At 57.7% G+C, this 18,718-nt stretch carries 18 protein-coding genes, 1 other RNA gene and 1 riboswitch; of the genes, 9 read left to right on the top strand and 10 right to left on the bottom strand.

Annotated features, from left to right (window positions below):
- Positions 1-5 precede the first annotated feature (5 nt).
- The 5 genes from ACR0BT_RS09475 to ACR0BT_RS09455 form a co-directional block, all read right to left on the bottom strand.
- The gene (locus ACR0BT_RS09475; RefSeq protein WP_170425759.1) at positions 6-1,583 is read right to left on the bottom strand and encodes an ABC transporter ATP-binding protein; all 1,578 of its coding nucleotides are present in this window, start codon (positions 1,581-1,583) and stop codon (positions 6-8) included.
- Complete coding sequence (locus ACR0BT_RS09470; RefSeq protein WP_170398652.1) at positions 1,580-2,686, bottom strand: ABC transporter permease; 1,107 nt, start codon at positions 2,684-2,686, stop codon at positions 1,580-1,582. Before ACR0BT_RS09470 ends, ACR0BT_RS09475 begins: the two co-directional genes overlap by 4 nt.
- Positions 2,687-3,781 (bottom strand): microcin C ABC transporter permease YejB, encoded by a 1,095-nt coding sequence (locus ACR0BT_RS09465; RefSeq protein WP_170398655.1) that lies wholly within the window; start codon positions 3,779-3,781, stop codon positions 2,687-2,689.
- Between the two features lies 1 nt (position 3,782).
- Positions 3,783-5,693: an extracellular solute-binding protein gene (locus ACR0BT_RS09460; protein ID WP_170398657.1), complete on the bottom strand. Its 1,911-nt coding sequence runs from the start codon at positions 5,691-5,693 to the stop codon at positions 3,783-3,785.
- Positions 5,694-5,867: 174 nt separating this feature from the next.
- Positions 5,868-6,377, bottom strand: a complete 510-nt coding sequence (locus ACR0BT_RS09455; protein ID WP_170398660.1) for a c-type cytochrome — start codon at positions 6,375-6,377, stop codon at positions 5,868-5,870.
- Between the two features lie 121 nt (positions 6,378-6,498).
- Between ACR0BT_RS09455 and ACR0BT_RS09450 the strand changes: the two genes are divergently transcribed.
- On the top strand, positions 6,499-7,332 hold the full coding sequence (locus ACR0BT_RS09450) for a prephenate dehydratase (RefSeq protein ID WP_170398663.1): 834 nt from the start codon (positions 6,499-6,501) through the stop codon (positions 7,330-7,332).
- Between the two features lie 116 nt (positions 7,333-7,448).
- On the opposite strand, the gene ACR0BT_RS09445 is transcribed toward ACR0BT_RS09450, so the two are convergent.
- The 3 genes from ACR0BT_RS09445 to nudC are packed head-to-tail and all read right to left on the bottom strand — an operon-like array spanning position 7,449 to position 9,451.
- The gene (locus ACR0BT_RS09445) at positions 7,449-7,934 is read right to left on the bottom strand and encodes an N-acetyltransferase family protein (RefSeq protein WP_480763015.1); all 486 of its coding nucleotides are present in this window, start codon (positions 7,932-7,934) and stop codon (positions 7,449-7,451) included.
- Between the two features lie 26 nt (positions 7,935-7,960).
- Positions 7,961-8,428: an SRPBCC family protein gene (locus ACR0BT_RS09440; RefSeq protein ID WP_480763014.1), complete on the bottom strand. Its 468-nt coding sequence runs from the start codon at positions 8,426-8,428 to the stop codon at positions 7,961-7,963.
- A 39-nt stretch (positions 8,429-8,467) separates the two neighbouring features.
- Positions 8,468-9,451 carry an NAD(+) diphosphatase gene (gene nudC, locus ACR0BT_RS09435; protein ID WP_480763013.1) on the bottom strand — a complete coding sequence of 328 codons (984 nt, stop codon included), beginning with the start codon at positions 9,449-9,451 and terminating at the stop codon, positions 8,468-8,470.
- Between the two features lie 196 nt (positions 9,452-9,647).
- Between nudC and ACR0BT_RS09430 the strand changes: the two genes are divergently transcribed.
- The 3 genes from ACR0BT_RS09430 (at position 9,648) to rsgA (ending at position 12,835) form a co-directional block, all read left to right on the top strand.
- Positions 9,648-11,510: a bifunctional 2',3'-cyclic-nucleotide 2'-phosphodiesterase/3'-nucleotidase gene (locus tag ACR0BT_RS09430; RefSeq protein WP_480763011.1), complete on the top strand. Its 1,863-nt coding sequence runs from the start codon at positions 9,648-9,650 to the stop codon at positions 11,508-11,510.
- A 38-nt stretch (positions 11,511-11,548) separates the two neighbouring features.
- Positions 11,549-11,647: signal recognition particle sRNA small type (gene ffs, locus ACR0BT_RS09425), an RNA gene on the top strand.
- 159 nt (positions 11,648-11,806) lie between these two features.
- Positions 11,807-12,835 carry a ribosome small subunit-dependent GTPase A gene (gene rsgA / locus ACR0BT_RS09420; RefSeq protein WP_480763010.1) on the top strand — a complete coding sequence of 343 codons (1,029 nt, stop codon included), beginning with the start codon at positions 11,807-11,809 and terminating at the stop codon, positions 12,833-12,835.
- Positions 12,836-12,871: 36 nt separating this feature from the next.
- On the opposite strand, the gene ACR0BT_RS09415 is transcribed toward rsgA, so the two are convergent.
- The gene (locus ACR0BT_RS09415; protein ID WP_480563111.1) at positions 12,872-13,729 is read right to left on the bottom strand and encodes an alpha/beta hydrolase family protein; all 858 of its coding nucleotides are present in this window, start codon (positions 13,727-13,729) and stop codon (positions 12,872-12,874) included.
- Positions 13,730-13,851: 122 nt separating this feature from the next.
- A riboswitch (cobalamin riboswitch) is annotated at positions 13,852-14,071 on the top strand.
- A 91-nt stretch (positions 14,072-14,162) separates the two neighbouring features.
- On the opposite strand from ACR0BT_RS09415, the gene ACR0BT_RS09410 reads away from it, so the two are divergent.
- Complete coding sequence (locus ACR0BT_RS09410) at positions 14,163-14,570, top strand: hypothetical protein (protein WP_480763009.1); 408 nt, start codon at positions 14,163-14,165, stop codon at positions 14,568-14,570.
- Between the two features lie 4 nt (positions 14,571-14,574).
- On the opposite strand, the gene ACR0BT_RS09405 is transcribed toward ACR0BT_RS09410, so the two are convergent.
- Entirely contained in the window at positions 14,575-15,075 is a 501-nt protein-coding gene (locus ACR0BT_RS09405; protein ID WP_170398687.1) for a phosphatase domain-containing protein, read from the bottom strand.
- A 172-nt stretch (positions 15,076-15,247) separates the two neighbouring features.
- On the opposite strand from ACR0BT_RS09405, the gene ACR0BT_RS09400 reads away from it, so the two are divergent.
- The 4 genes from ACR0BT_RS09400 (at position 15,248) to ACR0BT_RS09385 (ending at position 18,683) form a co-directional block, all read left to right on the top strand.
- On the top strand, positions 15,248-17,008 hold the full coding sequence (locus tag ACR0BT_RS09400) for a DNA polymerase III subunit gamma/tau (RefSeq protein ID WP_480763008.1): 1,761 nt from the start codon (positions 15,248-15,250) through the stop codon (positions 17,006-17,008).
- Between the two features lie 235 nt (positions 17,009-17,243).
- Positions 17,244-17,588 carry a YbaB/EbfC family nucleoid-associated protein gene (locus tag ACR0BT_RS09395; RefSeq protein ID WP_170398693.1) on the top strand — a complete coding sequence of 115 codons (345 nt, stop codon included), beginning with the start codon at positions 17,244-17,246 and terminating at the stop codon, positions 17,586-17,588.
- Between the two features lie 64 nt (positions 17,589-17,652).
- Positions 17,653-18,246 (top strand): recombination mediator RecR, encoded by a 594-nt coding sequence (gene recR, locus ACR0BT_RS09390; protein WP_170425779.1) that lies wholly within the window; start codon positions 17,653-17,655, stop codon positions 18,244-18,246.
- Between the two features lie 77 nt (positions 18,247-18,323).
- Positions 18,324-18,683, top strand: a complete 360-nt coding sequence (locus ACR0BT_RS09385; protein WP_223117114.1) for a hypothetical protein — start codon at positions 18,324-18,326, stop codon at positions 18,681-18,683.
- The last annotated feature ends 35 nt before the right edge of the window (positions 18,684-18,718 follow it).

Below are 18,718 nucleotides of genomic sequence, written 5' to 3'. Positions count from 1 at the left end.
GCGTGTCAGCCCGCCGCCGCGATCAGCTCGCGGGTATAGTCGGTCTGGGCGTGTTCGAACAAATCTTCGGCAGCGCCCATCTCGACCACATCGCCGTTTCGCATGACGATCACGTTGTGGGACATCGCGCGCACGACCTTCAGATCGTGACTGATGAACAGATAGGCCAGCCCGTATTTCCTTTGCAGCTCACGCAGCAGGTCAACGATCTGCACCTGCACGGTCATGTCCAGCGCACTTGTAGGCTCGTCCAGAACCAGCAGCTTGGGCCGCAACACCATGGCGCGGGCGATGGCGATCCGCTGGCGTTGCCCGCCGGAAAACTCATGCGGATAGCGGTCCATCGCAGAGGGGTCCAATCCGACCTCGTTCATCACTTCGGCCACCAGATCGCGCGGGGCGCGATGAGGATCGACCTTATGGATGGCCAGCCCCTCGGCGATGATCTGCATGCAGGTCATCCGCGGGCTGAGGCTGCCGAACGGATCCTGAAATACGATCTGCATGTCCTTGCGCAACCGCCGCAACTCGCGCGTTGACCAGCGGCGCACATTCTGGTCGCGGAAAGTGATCCCGCCCTCGGACGCGATCAGACGCATGATCGCCAGCGCCAGCGTCGTCTTGCCCGAGCCGCTCTCCCCCACGATCCCAAGCGTTTCCCCGGCACGGACGCTGAGGGTCGCGTCGTTGACGGCCTTCACATAGCCTACGGTCCGTTTCAGGAAACCGCGCTGGATCGGGAACCAGACTTTCAGGTGATCGGTGCGGGCTACCTCTTCGGCATCCGGGGCCACCGGGTCGGGGTGCCCGGACGGCTCGGCCTCCAGAAGCTTGCGAGTATAGGGGTGTTGCGGGTTGTCGAAAATCTCCGTTGTCACTCCGGCTTCGACAATTTCACCGTCCTTCATCACGCAAACCCGGTCGGCGATGCGGCGGACGATGCCAAGGTCATGGGTGATGAACAACATCCCCATGTTCTCGGACTTTTGCAGTTCGGCCAGCAACTCCAGAATCTGCGCCTGGATGGTGACGTCCAGCGCCGTTGTCGGCTCATCCGCGATTAAAATGTCCGGCTTGTTCGCCAACGCCATCGCGATCATCACGCGTTGACGCTGCCCGCCGGACAACTGGTGCGGATAGCTGTCCAGCCGTTCCTCGGGGTCTCGGATGCCGACCTTGGTCAGCAGTTCTACAATCCGTTCTCGCGCCTCATCGCCGGTAACGCCCTGATGCAGAGCCAGCGATTCCGCCATCTGTTTCTGGATCGTGTGCAGCGGGTTGAGCGAGGTCATCGGCTCCTGAAAGATGAAACTAATGTCGTTGCCGCGCACGTCCATCAACCTGTCTTCGGACGCGCCGATCATCTCTTGCCCTTCATAAGTGACCGAGCCTTCGACAATTGCGCTATCACCCAGCAGCGACACAGTGCTCAACGCCGTCACGGATTTGCCCGAGCCGGATTCGCCCACCAAAGCCACCGTTTCACCCCGGTCGACGGTAAAGGACACGCCTTTGACTGCCGCACTCACCTGCCCGTCCTGCCGGAACGAGACCTTGAGGTTGTTCACATCCAAAAGGCTCATGAGAAGGTCTTTCTGGGATCAAACGCATCGCGGACGCCTTCAAAAATGAAGACCAACAGCGACAGCATGATGGCAAAGGTGAAGAAGGCAGTGAAGGCCAGCCACGGTGCCTGAAGGTTCTGTTTCGCCTGCAAAGTCAACTCTCCAAGCGACGGGGCTGAAGACGGCAAACCGAAGCCAAGGAAGTCCAGCGAAGCCAGCCCACCGATGGTTCCGGTCACGATGAACGGCATGAAGGTCAGCGTGGCGACCATCGCATTAGGCAGCATGTGGCGAAACATGATCGTCATGTTACCCACGCCCAGCGCCCGCGCGGCACGGACATACTCCAAATTTCGTGCCCGCAGGAATTCAGCGCGCACGACGCCCACCAATCCGGTCCAACTGAACAGGATCATCAGAATCACCAAGAGCCAGAAACTTCGCCCAAGAATCGCGAACATGATGATAATGACATAAAGCGAGGGTGTCGCAGACCAGATCTCGATAATACGTTGGAAGATCAGATCCAGCCAACCGCCAAAGAACCCCTGAATGGCCCCGGCAAAAATGCCGATCAGACTGGCGACACCGGTGACCAATAAAGTGAACAGGATCGACAGGCGGAAGCCATAGATGACACGAGCTAGCACATCTCGCTTGGTGTCGTCAGTGCCGAGCAGATTCTGACCATTAGGCGGCAGCGGTGCAGCGCCTGGGCGGTCCACGCTGGTGTTGAAGGAATACGGGATTGGAGGCCAGATGGCCCAGCCTCGCTCAAACCCATCCGCTTCGAACGTGCCCGCCTTGATTTCGTCGATAATACCTTCGGGGTCGTCGAAGCACTGATCCAATCCGCCGCTATCGATCAGGCACATGACCTCGGGGTCGCGATAGATCGCCTCGGTCTGGAAATCACCGCCGAACTCAGTCTCGGCGTAAAAGTTGAAGACAGGCGTGTAGATTTCACCCCGGTACTTTACCAGGATCGGTTTGTCGTTGGCGATGAACTCGGCAAACAGCGATAGGCCGAACAACACCGAGAAGATGATCAGCGACCAGAACGCCCTGCCATTGCGCCGGAAGTTGCGCCAACGGCGCTGATTGAGAGGGGAGAGTGCCATTTACCCCTCCCGCTTTTCGAAATCGATACGCGGGTCAACGAGCACATACATCAGATCGCTGATTATGCCGACGACCAGCCCCATCAGGCCAAATATGAAAAGCGTACCAAAAATCACCGGATAGTCGCGCGCCACTGCGGCCTCAAAGCCCAGACGCCCAAGACCATCGAGCGAGAAAATGGTCTCGATGATGATCGATCCACCGAAGAACACACCAATGAATACAGCAGGGAAACCTGCAATCACGATCAGCATCGCGTTGCGGAAGACATGACCATACAGCACCTTGCTTTCACTCAAACCCTTGGCGCGAGCGGTCATCACGTACTGCTTCTTGATCTCATCCAGAAACGAGTTCTTGGTCAGCAGCGTCAGCGTCGCAAAGGCCGAGATGGTCAGCGCGATTATCGGCAAAGCGATGTGCCAGAAATAGTCAGTAATCTTTCCAAACAGGCTGAGGCTGTCCCAGTTGTCCGAAGTCAAACCCCGTAGCGGGAAAATCTGCCAGTAAGAGCCACCGGCGAACAACACCAGCAGCAGAATGGCAAACAGGAAACCGGGGATAGCATAGGCCACGATGATCGCACCGCTGGTCCAAGTATCAAAGCTCGACCCGTCCTTGATCGCCTTGCGGATACCTAGCGGGATCGAGACCAGATAGGCGATCAGCGTCGACCACAGACCCAGCGAAATAGACACCGGCATCTTTTCCAGAACCAGATCAATCACACTGATCGAGCGGAAATAGCTCTCGCCAAAATCCAGCGTCAGGTAGTTGCCCATCATGCCCAGAAAGCGTTCCAGTGGCGGTTTGTCGAAGCCAAACTCTTTTTCCAGTTCAGCGATGAATTCGGGCGGAAGGCCACGCGCACCGACGTATTTGTCATCAAAGGCACCACCTGCGGGCTCGGCTCCGGCTCCGGCGTCGCCACCACCGGCGAACCCAGCAAAGACGTCGCCCTGCCCTTCGATCTGCGCGATGATCTGTTCAATGGGACCACCGGGCACGAACTGCACCAGCGTGAAGTTGACGATCATGATGCCCAGAAGAGTCGGAATGACCAGCAACAGGCGTCTTAGGATATAGGCGCCCATGTTATCGCAGCGCGCCTTTGGCTTTCAGGTCAGCCTCTTTCTCGGGGTTGATCCACCACAGATCGAGATACCCAAGCGAGAATGGAGGCAGGTTTTCAGGGTATTCGTACATGTCGTAATAAGCCGTCCAGTAATCCGCCACATACCCATCGGGAATGACGAAGAACTCATAACGCAAGACACGATCCAACGCCATCAGCGCAGCATCCTGTTCTGCCTGATTTGTCGTGTCGAATGACGCTTCGATCACAGCGTCAACAAGTGGGCTGGCAAGACCGGCAGGGTTGAACAAGCTAAACGCGGCTTCTTCCGATCCGTACATCTGACTGAGACCCCCGCCGGTCGACAGGAACGAGCCGTAGCGGTTCGAATATACCATATCATAATCACGCTCACGCCGCCGCAGGGTGAATTGAGAAGGATCTACCTTCTCGGCCGAAGCATCCACACCGATCGACTGCAGGTTCTGCACATAGGTCTCGATCATGGTGGCGGTCGAGGTTGGAATGCTCGACGCATACGGAATATTGACCTTCAGCGTCTGCCCATCGGCATTGCGGCGCAGATTGCCGTCGCCGACGGGCCAACCAGCCTCGTCCAGCAGTTTCGAGGCTTGCCGCAAATTGCGACGGTCGTTCAACCGAGCTGGATTGGATTCGTGGACGACAAGCGCAGGCTCGCTGAACACCTCGGCCGGAACCACGTCACCCAGCGTTTCCAGAAACGCCAGTTCGGCACCCTCCGGCACGCCTGTCGCTTCAAGATGTGTCCCCTGCACAAATGAACTGCGCGGTGCGTTCAGACCGAACATCAGCGATTCATTTGCCCATTCGAAATTGAACGCCAGCGCCAGCGCTTTACGCACATTCTTGTCGGCAAATTGAGGCTTGCCCAGATTGAAAACGAAACCCGACGGCGTCGGTGGGCTACCATCCACGATCTCGTCCTGCACGACAAACCCTTCGCTGAGTTTCGGGAAATCGTAACTAGAGGCCCAGAGCTTGGGGTCACTTTCGATACGCATCGTGTATTCGCCCGCCTTGAACCCTTCGAAGGCTGCGGTTTGATCCGCGAAATACTCGATCCGGATAGTGTCGTAATTGTTGCGGCCTATGTTGATCGGCAGATCCTTGCCCCAATAATCGTCGCGACGCTTGTAGACGATACGACGGTTGATGTCATAGCTGTCCAGTTTGTAAGGACCTGAACCAACGGCGACCTCCAGCCGCGGTTCGTCAAGACGACGGCTTTCATCAGCCTCGAACCAGGCTTTTGAAAATACCGGGGTCGACCCGACGGTTTCGATCAACCCGCGCCGGGTGACGTCCGGGCTGAAGGTGAATTTGACGGTATGGTCATCAAGAGCTTCGGCCCCTGTAACCATGCGCCCGACGGCCTGCGCATAAGACGGCAAACCCTGCTCAATGAACAAACGATGACTATAGACGACGTCTTCGGCAGTCACCGGGGTGCCATCCCAGAACATAGCTTCGGGGCGCAGATTGAAGATCACATAATTGCGCCCTTCGTCATATTCCATACTTTCCGCAACAACCCCATAATACTGCCCGACACTGTCCGCGGTGCTTTCGATCAGCGGGTCATATTGAAGCGTAGTCAAAGCGCCTGCCCGCCCCTTGCGCGAATAAGGGTTCAGGGAATCAAACGTACCTGAGCCCGCCAAAGACAGCTCTCCGCCCTTTGGTGCGTCTGGGTTGACGTAGTTCAAGTACGGATAGTCGGCCGGATAATCCAGATTTCCGAAATAGGAATACCCGTGGCTGCGCGTGACGCCCTCTTCATTGGCACGGGCAGGATCGCTGCTGCCCAGAACCAGTGTCGCCGAAATCCCCAAAGCCGCAGCCCAAGCGTGAATTCCGGTAAAGCGCATCTGGGGCAGAAGGGGTTTCATCAGGCTCGTCCTCTGAATTTCTGTCATCTTCATTGTCGTGCCCGCCAGCTAAAGGTCCAGCACTGTCAGTTGCAAGTTTAGAATGCGTGAACGCTTTGTGAAGTTCTTCTCAGACAAAAAATAAAGCCGCTGCACAAGGCAGCGGCTTTAAATCCTGCAAATCTGATCAACAGATCAGTTGCCGATGGTCTGCAGATACGCAATCAGATCGGCGCGTTCTTGTGGTTTTTTCAGGCCAGCAAAGCTCATCGAAGTGCCCGAGATATAGGCGCTTGGGCGTTCCAGGAACGCGTCCAGGGCTTCGGGTGTCCAGTTGCCGCCATGCGCCTGCATCGAGGCCGAATAACCGGTGAAGCCTTTTGCTGAGGCAACCGGGCGATCTACGACACCGTAAAGGTAAGGACCTGTACCATTGGCGCCGTCTTCCAGTTTGTGGCAAGCGGTGCACTTGCGGAATACGCGCGCGCCTTTTTCCGGATCGGCTGCAGCCAACATATCTTCAAAGACTACTTCTTCGCCGTCCGCGCTTTCGCCCGAGCTTTCGGTTTCGATAATGTAAGCAGCTTCGGCAAGATGGCTGTCAGAGCTATAGAGGACATCCGCCCCCCATTTTGCCAGAAGCAACACCAGGAAGGTGCCAAACAAGCCGGCTGCGGCTTTGGTAACTGTCATCGTGTCGAACATTTTGATCGCGTGTCCATTTCAGCTGTCTGCGGGGTGTCTAAGGCTTCCCCTGAGAAGACGCAAGGTATAGACACCGCGACTAAACGCCCAATTCAAGAACTTGTTGCACGGAAACGACCAAATGACCAATCGCATAGCATTTCAGGGAGAACCCGGCGCATACAGTCACGAAGCCTGCCGGAACGCGCGACCGGATATGGACGCCCTGCCCTGCCGCACTTTCGAAGATGTGATCGAATCAGTGCGCTCAGGTGAGGCTGATCTGGCCATGCTACCGGTGGAAAATACCACCTATGGTCGTGTGGCCGATATTCACCGCCTGCTTCCGCATAGCGGGTTGCACATCATCGACGAAGCATTTGTGCGCGTGCACATCAACCTGTTGGGCGTACCGGGCGCGACTCTGGAGGATATCACTGAGGCGCATTCCCACCTCGTCTTGCTACCACAATGCGCAGGTTTCCTGAAGCAACACGGAATTCGTGGCAGGGTCAGCCCGGATAATGCTCGTGCCGCACGCGAGGTCGCCGAGATCGGCGACAAACACTCCGCAGCGTTAGCCAGTGAGCTGGCAGGTGAGATTTACGGCCTCAACGTTTTGGCCCGTCACATTGAAGATCAGGGCGACAACACGACCCGTTTTCTGGTGATGTCTCGTGAGGCCGACGAATCGCGCCGTGGTGATCACGGCATGATCACAAGTTTTGTCTTTCAGGTGCGTAACATCCCGGCAGCGCTGTACAAAGCGATGGGCGGATTTGCCACCAACGGAATCAACATGACTAAGCTGGAAAGCTATATGGTCGACGGGTCCTTCACCGCGACCCAGTTCTATGCCGATATCGTGGGTCATCCAGGCGATCGAAATGTGCAACTGGCGATGGATGAGCTTGAGCATTTTACCACCAACGTAGAAGTCCTCGGCGTTTATCCGGCGGCGCAACCCCGTGGATAGTGCGGGTAATTGGCTCGCCCCTTCAAAGGAACGGCCTGGATAGGCGGGGCAGCTACGCTTGCACCTTAGAACAGTGATTAGAGTCCTTCGGTGCGACATCCTGAAAGTGCGGCGGACTACGGGTTGGTCACTCTGGTCCCCATGCGAAAGACCTTGCAAATCGCGCCATCAATCTGCCGGTACTCTCTGAATCCCATCGCCTCATAATAGCCAAGGCCGTCGAAATTATTGGCCCCGATCGTAGCATCGATAGCGGGCAATCCCTGCTGCCGAGCGGCTTGAAGAGAACGTTTGAACAACGCCCGACCGATACCACATCGCGCAGCGGACGGTTTGATATGCGTCCCAATGATGCCCCACCCGACCGCAACGCCATACGGGTTGTTTCGGGTGGCAAGCTTCAACGACTGGAAACCCAGTATCTGTCCGTCCGGCGCAACGGCAAGGCTACACTGAATCCGCTCAGGGTCGCAGATGTAATGCGTCAGTGCAAAGGCGCTGTCGGCGGGCTTGGTCCGCTTTCCAGCCGCTACAAGCGCTGTTAGCACACCGGACAAGCCATCCGCATCGGCTTCGACAGCGTCGCGTATGATCGGTCTCATTAAAGTGCTCATCTACTTCTCGGTTGTCAGACACCATGGAGGTGTCGTTCCTCCATATCGCGCGCGAATTCGCTGAGACGGGTCTGGAACTGCCGCCTGAATCGGGATTGCCCTAACTTCAGGGATTGAAGCAATAGGCGGGCGGGCAGCGTTTTCGCACCCAGCGATGTTTCAACGCGCAGCCGTGTCCGACGTTGGGAAAGCGCCAAAAGCTCGATCACCGTGTCGCCGTTCATTCCCTTGCTGCTGGACTGGAACCGCATCAAGGACGGGCGGTCGCATTCAGTCATCTCGATAATGATATGACGTGGCTTGCCACGTATCTTGAATTCGGTCTCCCAGGTTATTCCGGCCTGCGGCACAACCGCCCCCGTGACCCGACGCACATCGACCCCGCGACGCAAGGCTTTGCGTTCGAAGCGTTCAAAATCAGAGACCATGGTGAAGACCGTCTCGATTGGGACATCGATATCTTCCTGCGCTGAAAACTGCATGATTGCTTTTCTCTGCCCTAGATTGGGTTCAGTTTCTCGTCAGTCCAACGTGTCTGCAAGCCAGTGTTGCAACAAAAAGTGCGCAATCGCACCTTTTCGGGCAGGCAACAGCTTAGGGTGATCCCCAGCGAAGGCCTGCATCATCTCTGTCCGTGTGACCCAGATCGCATCCTCGATCTCGACCGGATCGATCTGGATATCGCGCGATAACGCCTCGCCTGCGCATCCAAACATCAGGGATGCGGGAAAGGGCCAGGGTTGGCTTGCGAGATAGCTCACCGCGCCCACGGGCACGCCCGCCTCTTCCATCACCTCGCGCCGCACAGCGGCTTCCAGCGTTTCACCGGGTTCAACAAAACCAGCCAAAAGCGAATACATGCCTTCGGGCCAGCCTGGAGAGCGCCCCATCAGCACTGAATTGCCATGTGTAATCAACATGATGACCACGGGATCGGTGCGCGGGAAATGCTGGCCGCCGCAGACAGGGCAACTGCGCTGCCAACCACCCTGAGACATCTCGCTGCGGGCACCACAGCGGGCACAGAATTGATGCGTTTCGTGCCAGCCGATCACCGCCTTGGCGGTTGCCGCAATCTCTGCGTCTCGTGGATTGAGGCGCGTCATGATGCGGCGCAGTTCGGCAAAAACATACCCCTCGGGCAGGTCAGGGTGCTGCTGTTCGCTGCGGTCGACAAAATCTCCGACACCGGACAAATCCAGCCCTTCAGCCGCCCAGCCCGAGATGTCCATGGCAAACAGCGGCGATCCATCCTCGGATTTTCCGAGGAAAATCGGTTGCCCGATCACACCGCCCGCGCCCTGTTCGAGAATCGTGTGTGTCATCGGAAGCCGGACGAGCCGGTCCAGAGACTCACCCTCAACCAGCAGCTTGCCGCGCCAAAGCAACACACATGTTGCCAAAGGGTCACGATAAACCTGTGCCAGTTTGTCCGCGTCGCCGCGCAGCAAACCCGCCCGATCCAGTGCCGAGCCGCCAAATGTCACCTGTTCTGCGCGTTTCATGCCTGCCGTTCCTGACTGCCGCGCAAAGGGCTGCCACGTCTTACCTGTTCGTGCAACGGGTATCGACCAAACATTTTTCGACCCTGCCGCGGAATGACCGCAGCATCGCCCCGGAAATTGCATTAAATCGACCCCATGGTGAAAACGTTGGCACACTGACAGCTAGAAGTTGAAGATATTGAAATCAAAGCATTTAATGCGACAACCAAGAGATGCAGATGATGGCGCACGGATTCGAATCCTTGCTACATCCGATCTACACATGCACCTAACGTCATATGACTACTATTCGGATCGCCCCGAACCCGCGATTGGTTTGACCCGTACCGCCAACCTGATTCACGAGGCGCGCAGACAGGCTGAACGCGATGACGCCCTTGTGCTGTTGTTTGACAATGGTGATAGCCTGCAGGGAACGCCATTTGGCAACTGGGCAGCTGAAAACGTGCCAGACGCCCATCCCCTGCCACGCGCGTTCAACACGTTGAACTATGACGCGATCGGATTGGGCAATCACGATTTCGGGTTTGGGCTGGAACTCGTCAATCGCATCGCTCGCCAAACCGCCTGCCCAATGATTTGCAGCAATATGCAAACCACTCAGACCGAACAAGGTTGGGATGCACACACGATTCTGCATCGGGTTGTCAGACTAAATGGACAGGACACCGCAATCCGCATCGGGGTTCTTTCTGTTTTGCCCACTCAAACCGCACAGTGGGAAGCACATCTGCTAACGGACCGGGTCGTGGTAACAGACATTCTGGCCGCTGCGTGGCGCGCTGCTGAAGATCTCAGCGTGCAAGGTTGCGACCTGATTGTCGCCCTTGCGCATACCGGACTGGGATCGGCAATGGCCGAGCCGGATATGGAAAACGCGATCATCCCGCTGGCCGAGATGCCGCTGATTGATGCCGTCGTCGCAGGCCACACCCATCTGACACTGCCCGGAAAGGCGCATGATGGTTATCCATTCGTCGACAGTACGCGGGGGTTTGTGCATGGAACTCCGGTTGTCATGCAGGGTTGGGCCGGGTCTCATCTTGGGATCATTGATCTGACACTGCAAAAAGATACCACCGGCGATTGGCGCATTACAGGCAGCCATGTCGAAGCGCGGGCAATCGCTCAATCGGGCGCAGAAATACCCGAATGCCAAAGGATCACAGAGCTGTTTGCGACCGGCCACGCTGCGACGCGCAAAAGGGTGACCAGGCCAGTGGGCACAATCCCACACACGCTGCACAGCTACTTCTCATATTGCTTACCGGATCGCGGTCTGGCCTTGGTTGCGGCGGCTCAGGCCGCTGCCCTACGCCCGCATTTGGTCGATACCGACTGGGCAGATTTGCCTATCATATCGTCAGCCGCCCCGGCAAAGTTCGGCGGGCGCGCAGGAAGCAAGTACTACACGGATATCCCCTCAGGCGAGATTTCAGTTCGACATATCGCCGATCTCAGTGTCTTTCCTAATGAATTGCGCGCGGTGCTGGCCTCAGGTTCTCAGATTCGGGACTGGCTTGAGATGTCAGCCGGGCTGTTCCATCAACTTGGATCAGACGCCCCGATCGATCTTGCCGATCCTCAGCGCACAGGCTTCAACTTCGATGTCCTGCATGGCGTCACCTACCAGATCGATCTTTCGCAACCGGCACGGTTCGATACGCTCGGTCGAGTGATTGATCCGGCATTTTCCCGCATACGCAACCTGGAATTCGATGGGCAGCCGATTGCGCCTGACCAGAGTTTCCTTGTCGCCACCAATAACTACCGCGCCAATGGCGGTGGTCATTTTCCAATTGCGCGACAAGCCCGTATGATTGACCTGCCTCAGATCAGCATACAGGATATTCTATGCAAATACGTCGCTGGCACACTGCCCGCCGACCCACTTGCGCATGCAACGCGCCCCTTTTCTTTTGTACCAAACCAAAGGCAGGGCGCGATCCTGACAACGGGGCCGCGCGCGCTACACCATGTTGCAGAGCTTGCTGAGTATCATCCACGCATTCTGCCCGACGATGCGGATGGTTTCATGCGTATTCATCTGACCTTCTGACGGGTTGCCATTTTTAGGGGATGCACCTATATCGGCTCTGAGAGGTTGGCGCGGGCGAGCGCCTCGCCAACCTGGTCAGGTCCGGAAGGAAGCAGCCACAACGAGCCCCGCTTGGGTCGATGTCCAACCTCTCACTTAGAACCTATCAGCCGCAGGAGGGCGTTTATGATTGTAGCAAAAACCCTTCGGGCAGACCGGTTCTGATCCTTTCCGATCAACTGATTGCCTGAACACGTCGCCGGCGGATGCGCGATTGCCATTCGACGGGATTGCTGTTTCTGATCACAGGCAGACCAATGTTACTTTCCTTATCGGACCTCGGATGGTCCTCTCATTTCGCGGCTCAGCATACGGCTGATCCGTCACTTCTTCCGTATCGCATCTCGGCAGTACACCGGGATCGACTGATCGGGCTGAGCCCTGAAGGTGAATCGCCTTTGTTATCTCCGGATCAATCAACCGGTGCATATGCCGTCGGAGATTGGGTTCTGGTGGATGAAAACAAACGAATACGCCGTATGCTTGACCGGCGAAGCCAGCTTCAACGACGAGCGGCAGGTACCGGAGCTGCAGCGCAGTTGATCGCTGCAAATGTAGACGTGCTGTTCATCGTCAGTTCCTGCAACGCCGATTTCAATCTGCCACGATTGGAGCGGTATCTTGCGCTGGCGCATCAGGCAGGCTGCTATCCGGTGGTCGTTCTGACCAAGTCGGACATGTGCGATGATCCGAGCCTTTATGTAGATCAGGCCCAATCGCTCGCCCCGTTTCTGACGATACTTGCGGTCAACGCGCTGGATCACGGCGATCTCGAACAAGTTCTGTCGTGGTGTCCGAAAGGACAAACCAGCGCCTTGCTTGGATCATCCGGCGTTGGGAAAACGACGCTCGCCAACGGGATGACGGGGCAGGATCAGGCCACCGCAGGTATCCGTGAAGATGATGCGCGCGGCAGGCACACAACAACTGCACGCGCCTTGCATCGCATGCGCAATGGCGGCTGGCTGATCGATACGCCCGGCATGCGCGCGTTGCGTCTGCTGGATGCGCAGGAGGGGTTGGATGAGGTATTTTCGGACATCTCAGACCTCAGCCTGGATTGCCGCTTCTCGGATTGTCAGCACGAGACCGAGCCCGAATGTGCGGTGCAGGCGGCAATCGACGCTGGTACGCTTGATCCCGCGCGGCTGGACCGCTGGCGCAAGCTGCGGCGCGAAGACCAACACAATTCCGCTTCGGTGGCGCAGGCCCGCGCCCGCGACAAGGCGTTCGGCAAGATGGTGCGCAGCGTGATGCACGAGAAAAAATCCCGTAAAGGGCTATAACGAAGCTGGGCACCGACCTACCGGTGCCCAGCGCTATCAGGCGATCAGTCTAGGCCAGACTGCCGCATTCCGTCTTGCGAATGCACCGATATGGCCGATCTTGGACACTCCGAATTCGCTTGGTGCAAGCAGATGGCGCCCGGCTTTGGGTCCATAGAGATCGGCAAGACGCCAGACAGCATCCGGCGGCACCATTTCATCATCTGCGAAGGTAAACAGATCGACACGTTTGCCCAAGTCTTTCCAGCGGGCGGCGGGCAGTGTCGTGCCGATCTCTGGCACATAGCTTTTGGGGGCGGTGCACCATTTGCGCCATTGCCAATAGACTTGGGCAGGCAGGTCCGATCCAAACCCGACCAACCGCCCGGGCAGGTAGCCAAGCGCCTTGACCACCAGCGGCGCGTGACCATACCAGAACAACGCCGCCAAAGCGCGATAAGGCCAAGGGTGATCCGCCAGCGTTACCAGACCCGAACAGACACAGATCATCCTGTCGATCTGATCGATATCGGGTTGGATCGGGCCAAACATTCCGCCCAAGGAATGACCGATGCTCCATAGCTTGGCCTGCGGAAACCGTCGGCGCATCTCGGCCCGGGCGGATGGAATGTCGATCAACGCCCAATCGGCCATGGTGACATTTGACCGCTTTTGCGAACCCACCAAAGAGTGACCAAAATCCCGGTAATCGTAAGTCAGGCAGGCCATGCCCTGTTCTTCGGCGAGCCATCGGGCGAAGTACTGATAGTAATCCCTCGGCACCCCAGTCGCACCGTTTATGACGACCACCTTTTCGGGGTCGGCAACCGGACGGTAAAGCCGCGCCGACAACATTGCCGGGCCGGACGGGATTTGAAAATCCTCGGTCACAACCGCCTGCTGCGTGTCCAACATGGTGCCCTCCAATACCGACTGAACTGATCAGTTCACCCGAAGCGCCTCAAGTCAAGGTTGACGTGGCTGGACCGTACGTCACTTGCCTGACGCAATCTTCTTGACTCGGGCACGGCGCAGCCGATAGCCATGTCGCGATGGTTCTCGCGCCCAATCGGGCCGGGATGAAAAGGGAACACGGTGCGGTTCTGCACGGAGAAAACCGGAAAGAACCTAGTCCGAGACTGCCCCCGCAACTGTAAGCGGAGAGCAATGCCGAGATACCACTGGCCTTGAAGGCTGGGAAGGTCGGCAAAGCGATGACCCGCAAGTCAGGAGACCTGCCATCAGATGTAGAACCGAAACTCGGGCGGGGTGTCCGGGACGGGTTTGATCGTGCTCTGCACCGACCAACCTGTGCCACGCCCTCGCCCTGCGCGCGGAGGGCGCATTGATGATCTGGAAGACTAAAACGCACGAATTCGCGGCGACCGTGTGCCAACGTACTGGGGCAACCTGCCCCGCACTGGCGCAAATGGCGCGGGCTCTGACGCAGGCCATGTCCGCCACAAAACCGGTCACGAAATCTGAGTTTGAGATTGAAGGCACCATAGATCTGTCGCACTGCCCGGAAGGATGCTCCGCCCGCTTTCGCGCCCAATGCGACCAGATACGTGTATTCTGCGGAACCGATCCTGAAATCGATACCGGCCGGCTGGATGACTACGCAGACATGATGTTCGGAACCGAGTACCGCAGCCTACCCGCAGACCTGCTAAGGAATCCTCCTTGCGCCATGCTTGAGGCTTCGCTTCTGGTGCAGCACAACGGTGGCGAAATCTCGCCACATGTTGGTGTCTAAGCCGTCAAACGGCTTGAACACGGGCCGGTTCAACGGCCCAAAGCATCTGGGCATTTGTCTCGACTGCGCAAGGACGCACCGTACGCAATCGCTTCAATGCCGCCTCAGGCCGTTCACCGCATTCAACCATCAGACGCAGAACCACCATCCCGGATCGGCCACAGCCACCACGGCAATGCACTAGCACACGGCCACCACCTGACAACGCCTGACGTGCGGTCGCGCCAACGCGGGGCCAGCGGTCCAAAATCTCTTTGGGTGGCGTGCCAAAATCTTCGATCGGCAAATGCACCCATCTGCTGGCACGCCCCTGAATATCAGCGCCAAAATTCCGCGCACCATCCTGAATCATCTCGACCTCAGTGGTCATCGAGATCACAAGTCCCGGCTTCCAGTCTGCGATAAGATCAAGGTCTTCTGTATACGTTCCTCCACGCCCAGGCATCGAGGACAAGGCCAAGGTGCCTCCGCCAACCTGCAACGCATAAACCACCAGTTGCGACATAATCTCCCCCCAAACAAACTTCACCCAACAACATACTGGTCCAGTAATTAGAATAGAGTGGATTTTAGCCGCATACCCACGCATTCCAAAATGAAAATCGTCCCGGCTGGCTGTGGACGCGGGCGGCGGGGGCCTCTACGCTGCGGCGTAACGCGAATCCGACAGAGCAGACATGACCGAGACGCCCAACCCCGCCTACCAGGTTCTTGCCCGCAAATACCGCCCCGAAACCTTTGCCGATCTAGTCGGTCAGGACGCCATGGTGCGTACCCTGAAAAACGCATTCGAAGCGGATCGGATCGCGCAGGCCTTTATCATGACCGGCATCCGCGGCACCGGTAAGACGACGACCGCCCGGATCATCGCCAAGGGTATGAACTGCATCGGTCCCGATGGCAGCGGCGGCCCTACCACCGAACCCTGCGGTCAATGTGAACACTGCGTAGCCATCATGGAGGGCCGCCATGTCGATGTGATGGAGATGGACGCCGCCAGCCGCACCGGTGTCAATGACATCCGCGAGATCATCGACAGCGTCCGCTATCGCGCTGCGTCCGCGCGCTACAAGATCTATATCATCGACGAGGTTCACATGCTGTCGACCAGCGCTTTCAACGCGCTGCTCAAGACGCTGGAAGAACCCCCCGAACACGTGAAGTTCATCTTTGCCACCACCGAGATTCGCAAGGTCCCGGTGACCGTCTTGTCCCGTTGCCAGCGCTTTGATCTGCGCCGGATCGAGCCGGAGGATATGATCGGACTGCTTCGCAAAATTGCAGGTGCCGAGGGGGCACAGATTGCCGAGGATGCGTTGTCGTTGATCACCCGGGCTGCCGAAGGATCAGCGCGGGATGCGACCTCACTGCTGGATCAGGCGATCTCGCACGGGGCCGGTGAAACCAGCGCGGATCAGGTGCGCGCGATGCTGGGGCTGGCCGATCGGGGCCGGGTGCTGGATCTGATGGATATGATCCTGCGCGGCGATGCTGCAGGCGCGTTGACCGAGCTGAGCGGGCAATATGCCGAAGGGGCTGATCCACTCGCCGTCTTACGCGATCTGGCTGAAATCACGCATTGGGTTTCGGTGGTCAAGATCACCCCGGATGCCGCCGAAGATCCCACCGTTTCCCCCGACGAACGCGCCCGAGGTCAACAAATGGCCGAGGCTCTGCCCATGCGAGTCCTTACACGCATGTGGCAAATGCTGCTGAAAGCGCTCGAGGAAGTTTCCGCCGCACCCAACGCAATGATGGCTGCGGAAATGGCCGTGATCCGCCTGACCCATGTGGCCGACTTGCCTAGCCCGGAGGAGCTGATCAAGCGTCTGCAAGATACGCCTCCGCCGCCCAATGGTGGCCCCGGCAAGGGAATCGGTGCGCCGGGACATGCTCCTTCCGCGCCACAGGCTGTGGCCCGACCGGCCTATGCCGCATCGGGGATTGGCGGCAGCGCGGGCGGGCCAACGGCCGCGCTGGCCCAGGATGTGCAGGCAGCGCTGGCACGCTATCCAACATTTGAACATGTGGTCGAACTGATCCGAGCCAACCGGGATGTGAAGTTGTTGGTCGAGGTCGAAAACGGCGTGCGTCTGGTATCCTACCAACCGGGCAGGATCGAGTTCGCCCCAACCGACAACGCCCCGACCGACCTGTCACAACGATTGGGCGCGTCGCTGCAGCGTTGGACAGGCAACCGGTGGGCCGTTTCTATTGTCGCTGAGGGCAACGCACCGACCATTGCCGAGGTACGGGACGCTGCAGACTTGGCCCTGAAAGCCGAGGCTGAACAGCATCCTCTGGTGCAAGCAGTGCTGACTCATTTCCCGAAAGCGCGGATCAAGAGCATCGAAACCGCAGAACAACGCGCCGCTCAAGTCGAAACCGAAGCCCTGCCCGAGGTCGAAGACGAATGGGACCCGTTTGAAGAGGACTGACTTTCGAGCATAAGCGCACCTCAACCAAATGCTCCCGCACCCGCCACGGGCCATCGGCTGGCGCCGATACCCCTGAGCGGCTTTGGGCCCGGCAGCGCGCCTTGCGCGCTGCCGGGCCCAACGGGAGGAAAGGTCTTGCCAAAGACCTTGACGACGGGCGGGAGTATCCTGACCTCTTGTGCCGCACGGTTACGCTTCGTATCTAGGCCACAAATCGAGTGACAGGAGATTACCGATGCTAAAAGGTTTAGGCGGCCTGGGTGACATGGCCAAGATGATGAAATCCGCGCAGGATCTGCAGACCAAGATGACTGACATGCAGGAAGAGCTGAACACCATCATGGTTGTCGGCGAATCCGGTGCCGGGCTGGTCAAGGCCACCGCGACCGCCAAGGGCGAGTTGAAAGGTCTGGATATCGACCCGTCGATCTTTAACGGTGACGATAAGGAAGTGGTCGAAGACCTCATCCTCGCCGCGATCAAGGACGCCCAAACCAAGGCGCAGGAACGTTCACAGGCAGAAATGGCCAAGCTGACCGAAAGCATGGGCCTGCCCGCAGACATCAAGCTGCCGTTCTGATACACCCTCCTGACGGATCTATGGCCGGGGCGTGTTTCTCTGGCCCAATTGCGAGGGTCTCACGGTGAGTTCGAACAGTGACATCGACAATCTGATCGACCTGATGGCCAAGCTGCCCGGTCTCGGCCCCCGCTCGGCCCGCCGCGCAGTCCTGCACCTGATCCGTAAACGCGCCCTGCTGCTAACGCCGCTTTCTGACGCCATGCAGCAGGTAGCCGTAACTGCCCGTGAATGCCTGAACTGCGGCAATGTGGGCACCACTGATATCTGCGACATCTGTAACAACGAGGCTCGCGCAACCGGAGAGCTGTGCGTGGTCGAGGACGTCGCCGACCTTTGGGCGATGGAGCGTGCCGGGGTCTTCAAGGGTCGCTATCACGTTCTGGGCGGCACTTTGTCGGCTTTGGACGGGGTCGGCCCGGATGAATTGCGTATCCCCCGGTTGAAGGACCGGGTTGTGGCCGAGAGTATCACCGAGATCATCCTCGCCCTGAACGCCACCGTCGATGGCCAGACCACTGCCCACTACATCGCTGATCAGTTGGAGGGGCAGGTTCGTCTGACATCCCTGGCGCAAGGTGTACCGATTGGGGGAGAGTTGGACTATCTAGACGACGGGACGATTACTGCGGCGTTGCGGGCGCGGAAGGAGATCTAGATTTGTAGTCGCCTGCTCCTTGCGTGCCTTGTAGAAACCAAGCACTTTCTTAGGATTTCTTGGAGGTTAAGCATTTGATGCGAAAGTTTATTATAGTTTTTTGTGCATCTGCGCTGATTGTCGTGATTGGTATTCACTTGTTGCTGTCCCCGCCGTTTCCGCTACCTCCAAAAATCGGGCGAAATCTGCCCGACAGTTTTGCCGAAGCTGACAAAGAGTTTGCTCGAAGGATAATCGCTGAATACCCATTGCCGCTGAAAGAGCAAGAGCTGGTCCGATTTCTAGAGCAAGATGGATTTTCTATTTCAAAAGGAAAAAGCTATGCGTATTTTGAAAAACAGTCTTTTCCCTGCATGCTTCGTTGGCTCGTTTTTTGGGAAGCCCAGAATGACACCATAGTCGAGTTGAAGCCTAATTTCGACGGGTCCTGCCTATAAGTTTCTTAGTAGCTTTATTACTTCACGACGAACGC

Source organism: Ruegeria sp. CJ6, assembly GCF_056536665.1.
The sequence above is the reverse complement of the archived record's forward strand: the minus strand, read 5'-3'. Positions and strand labels throughout refer to the sequence as shown.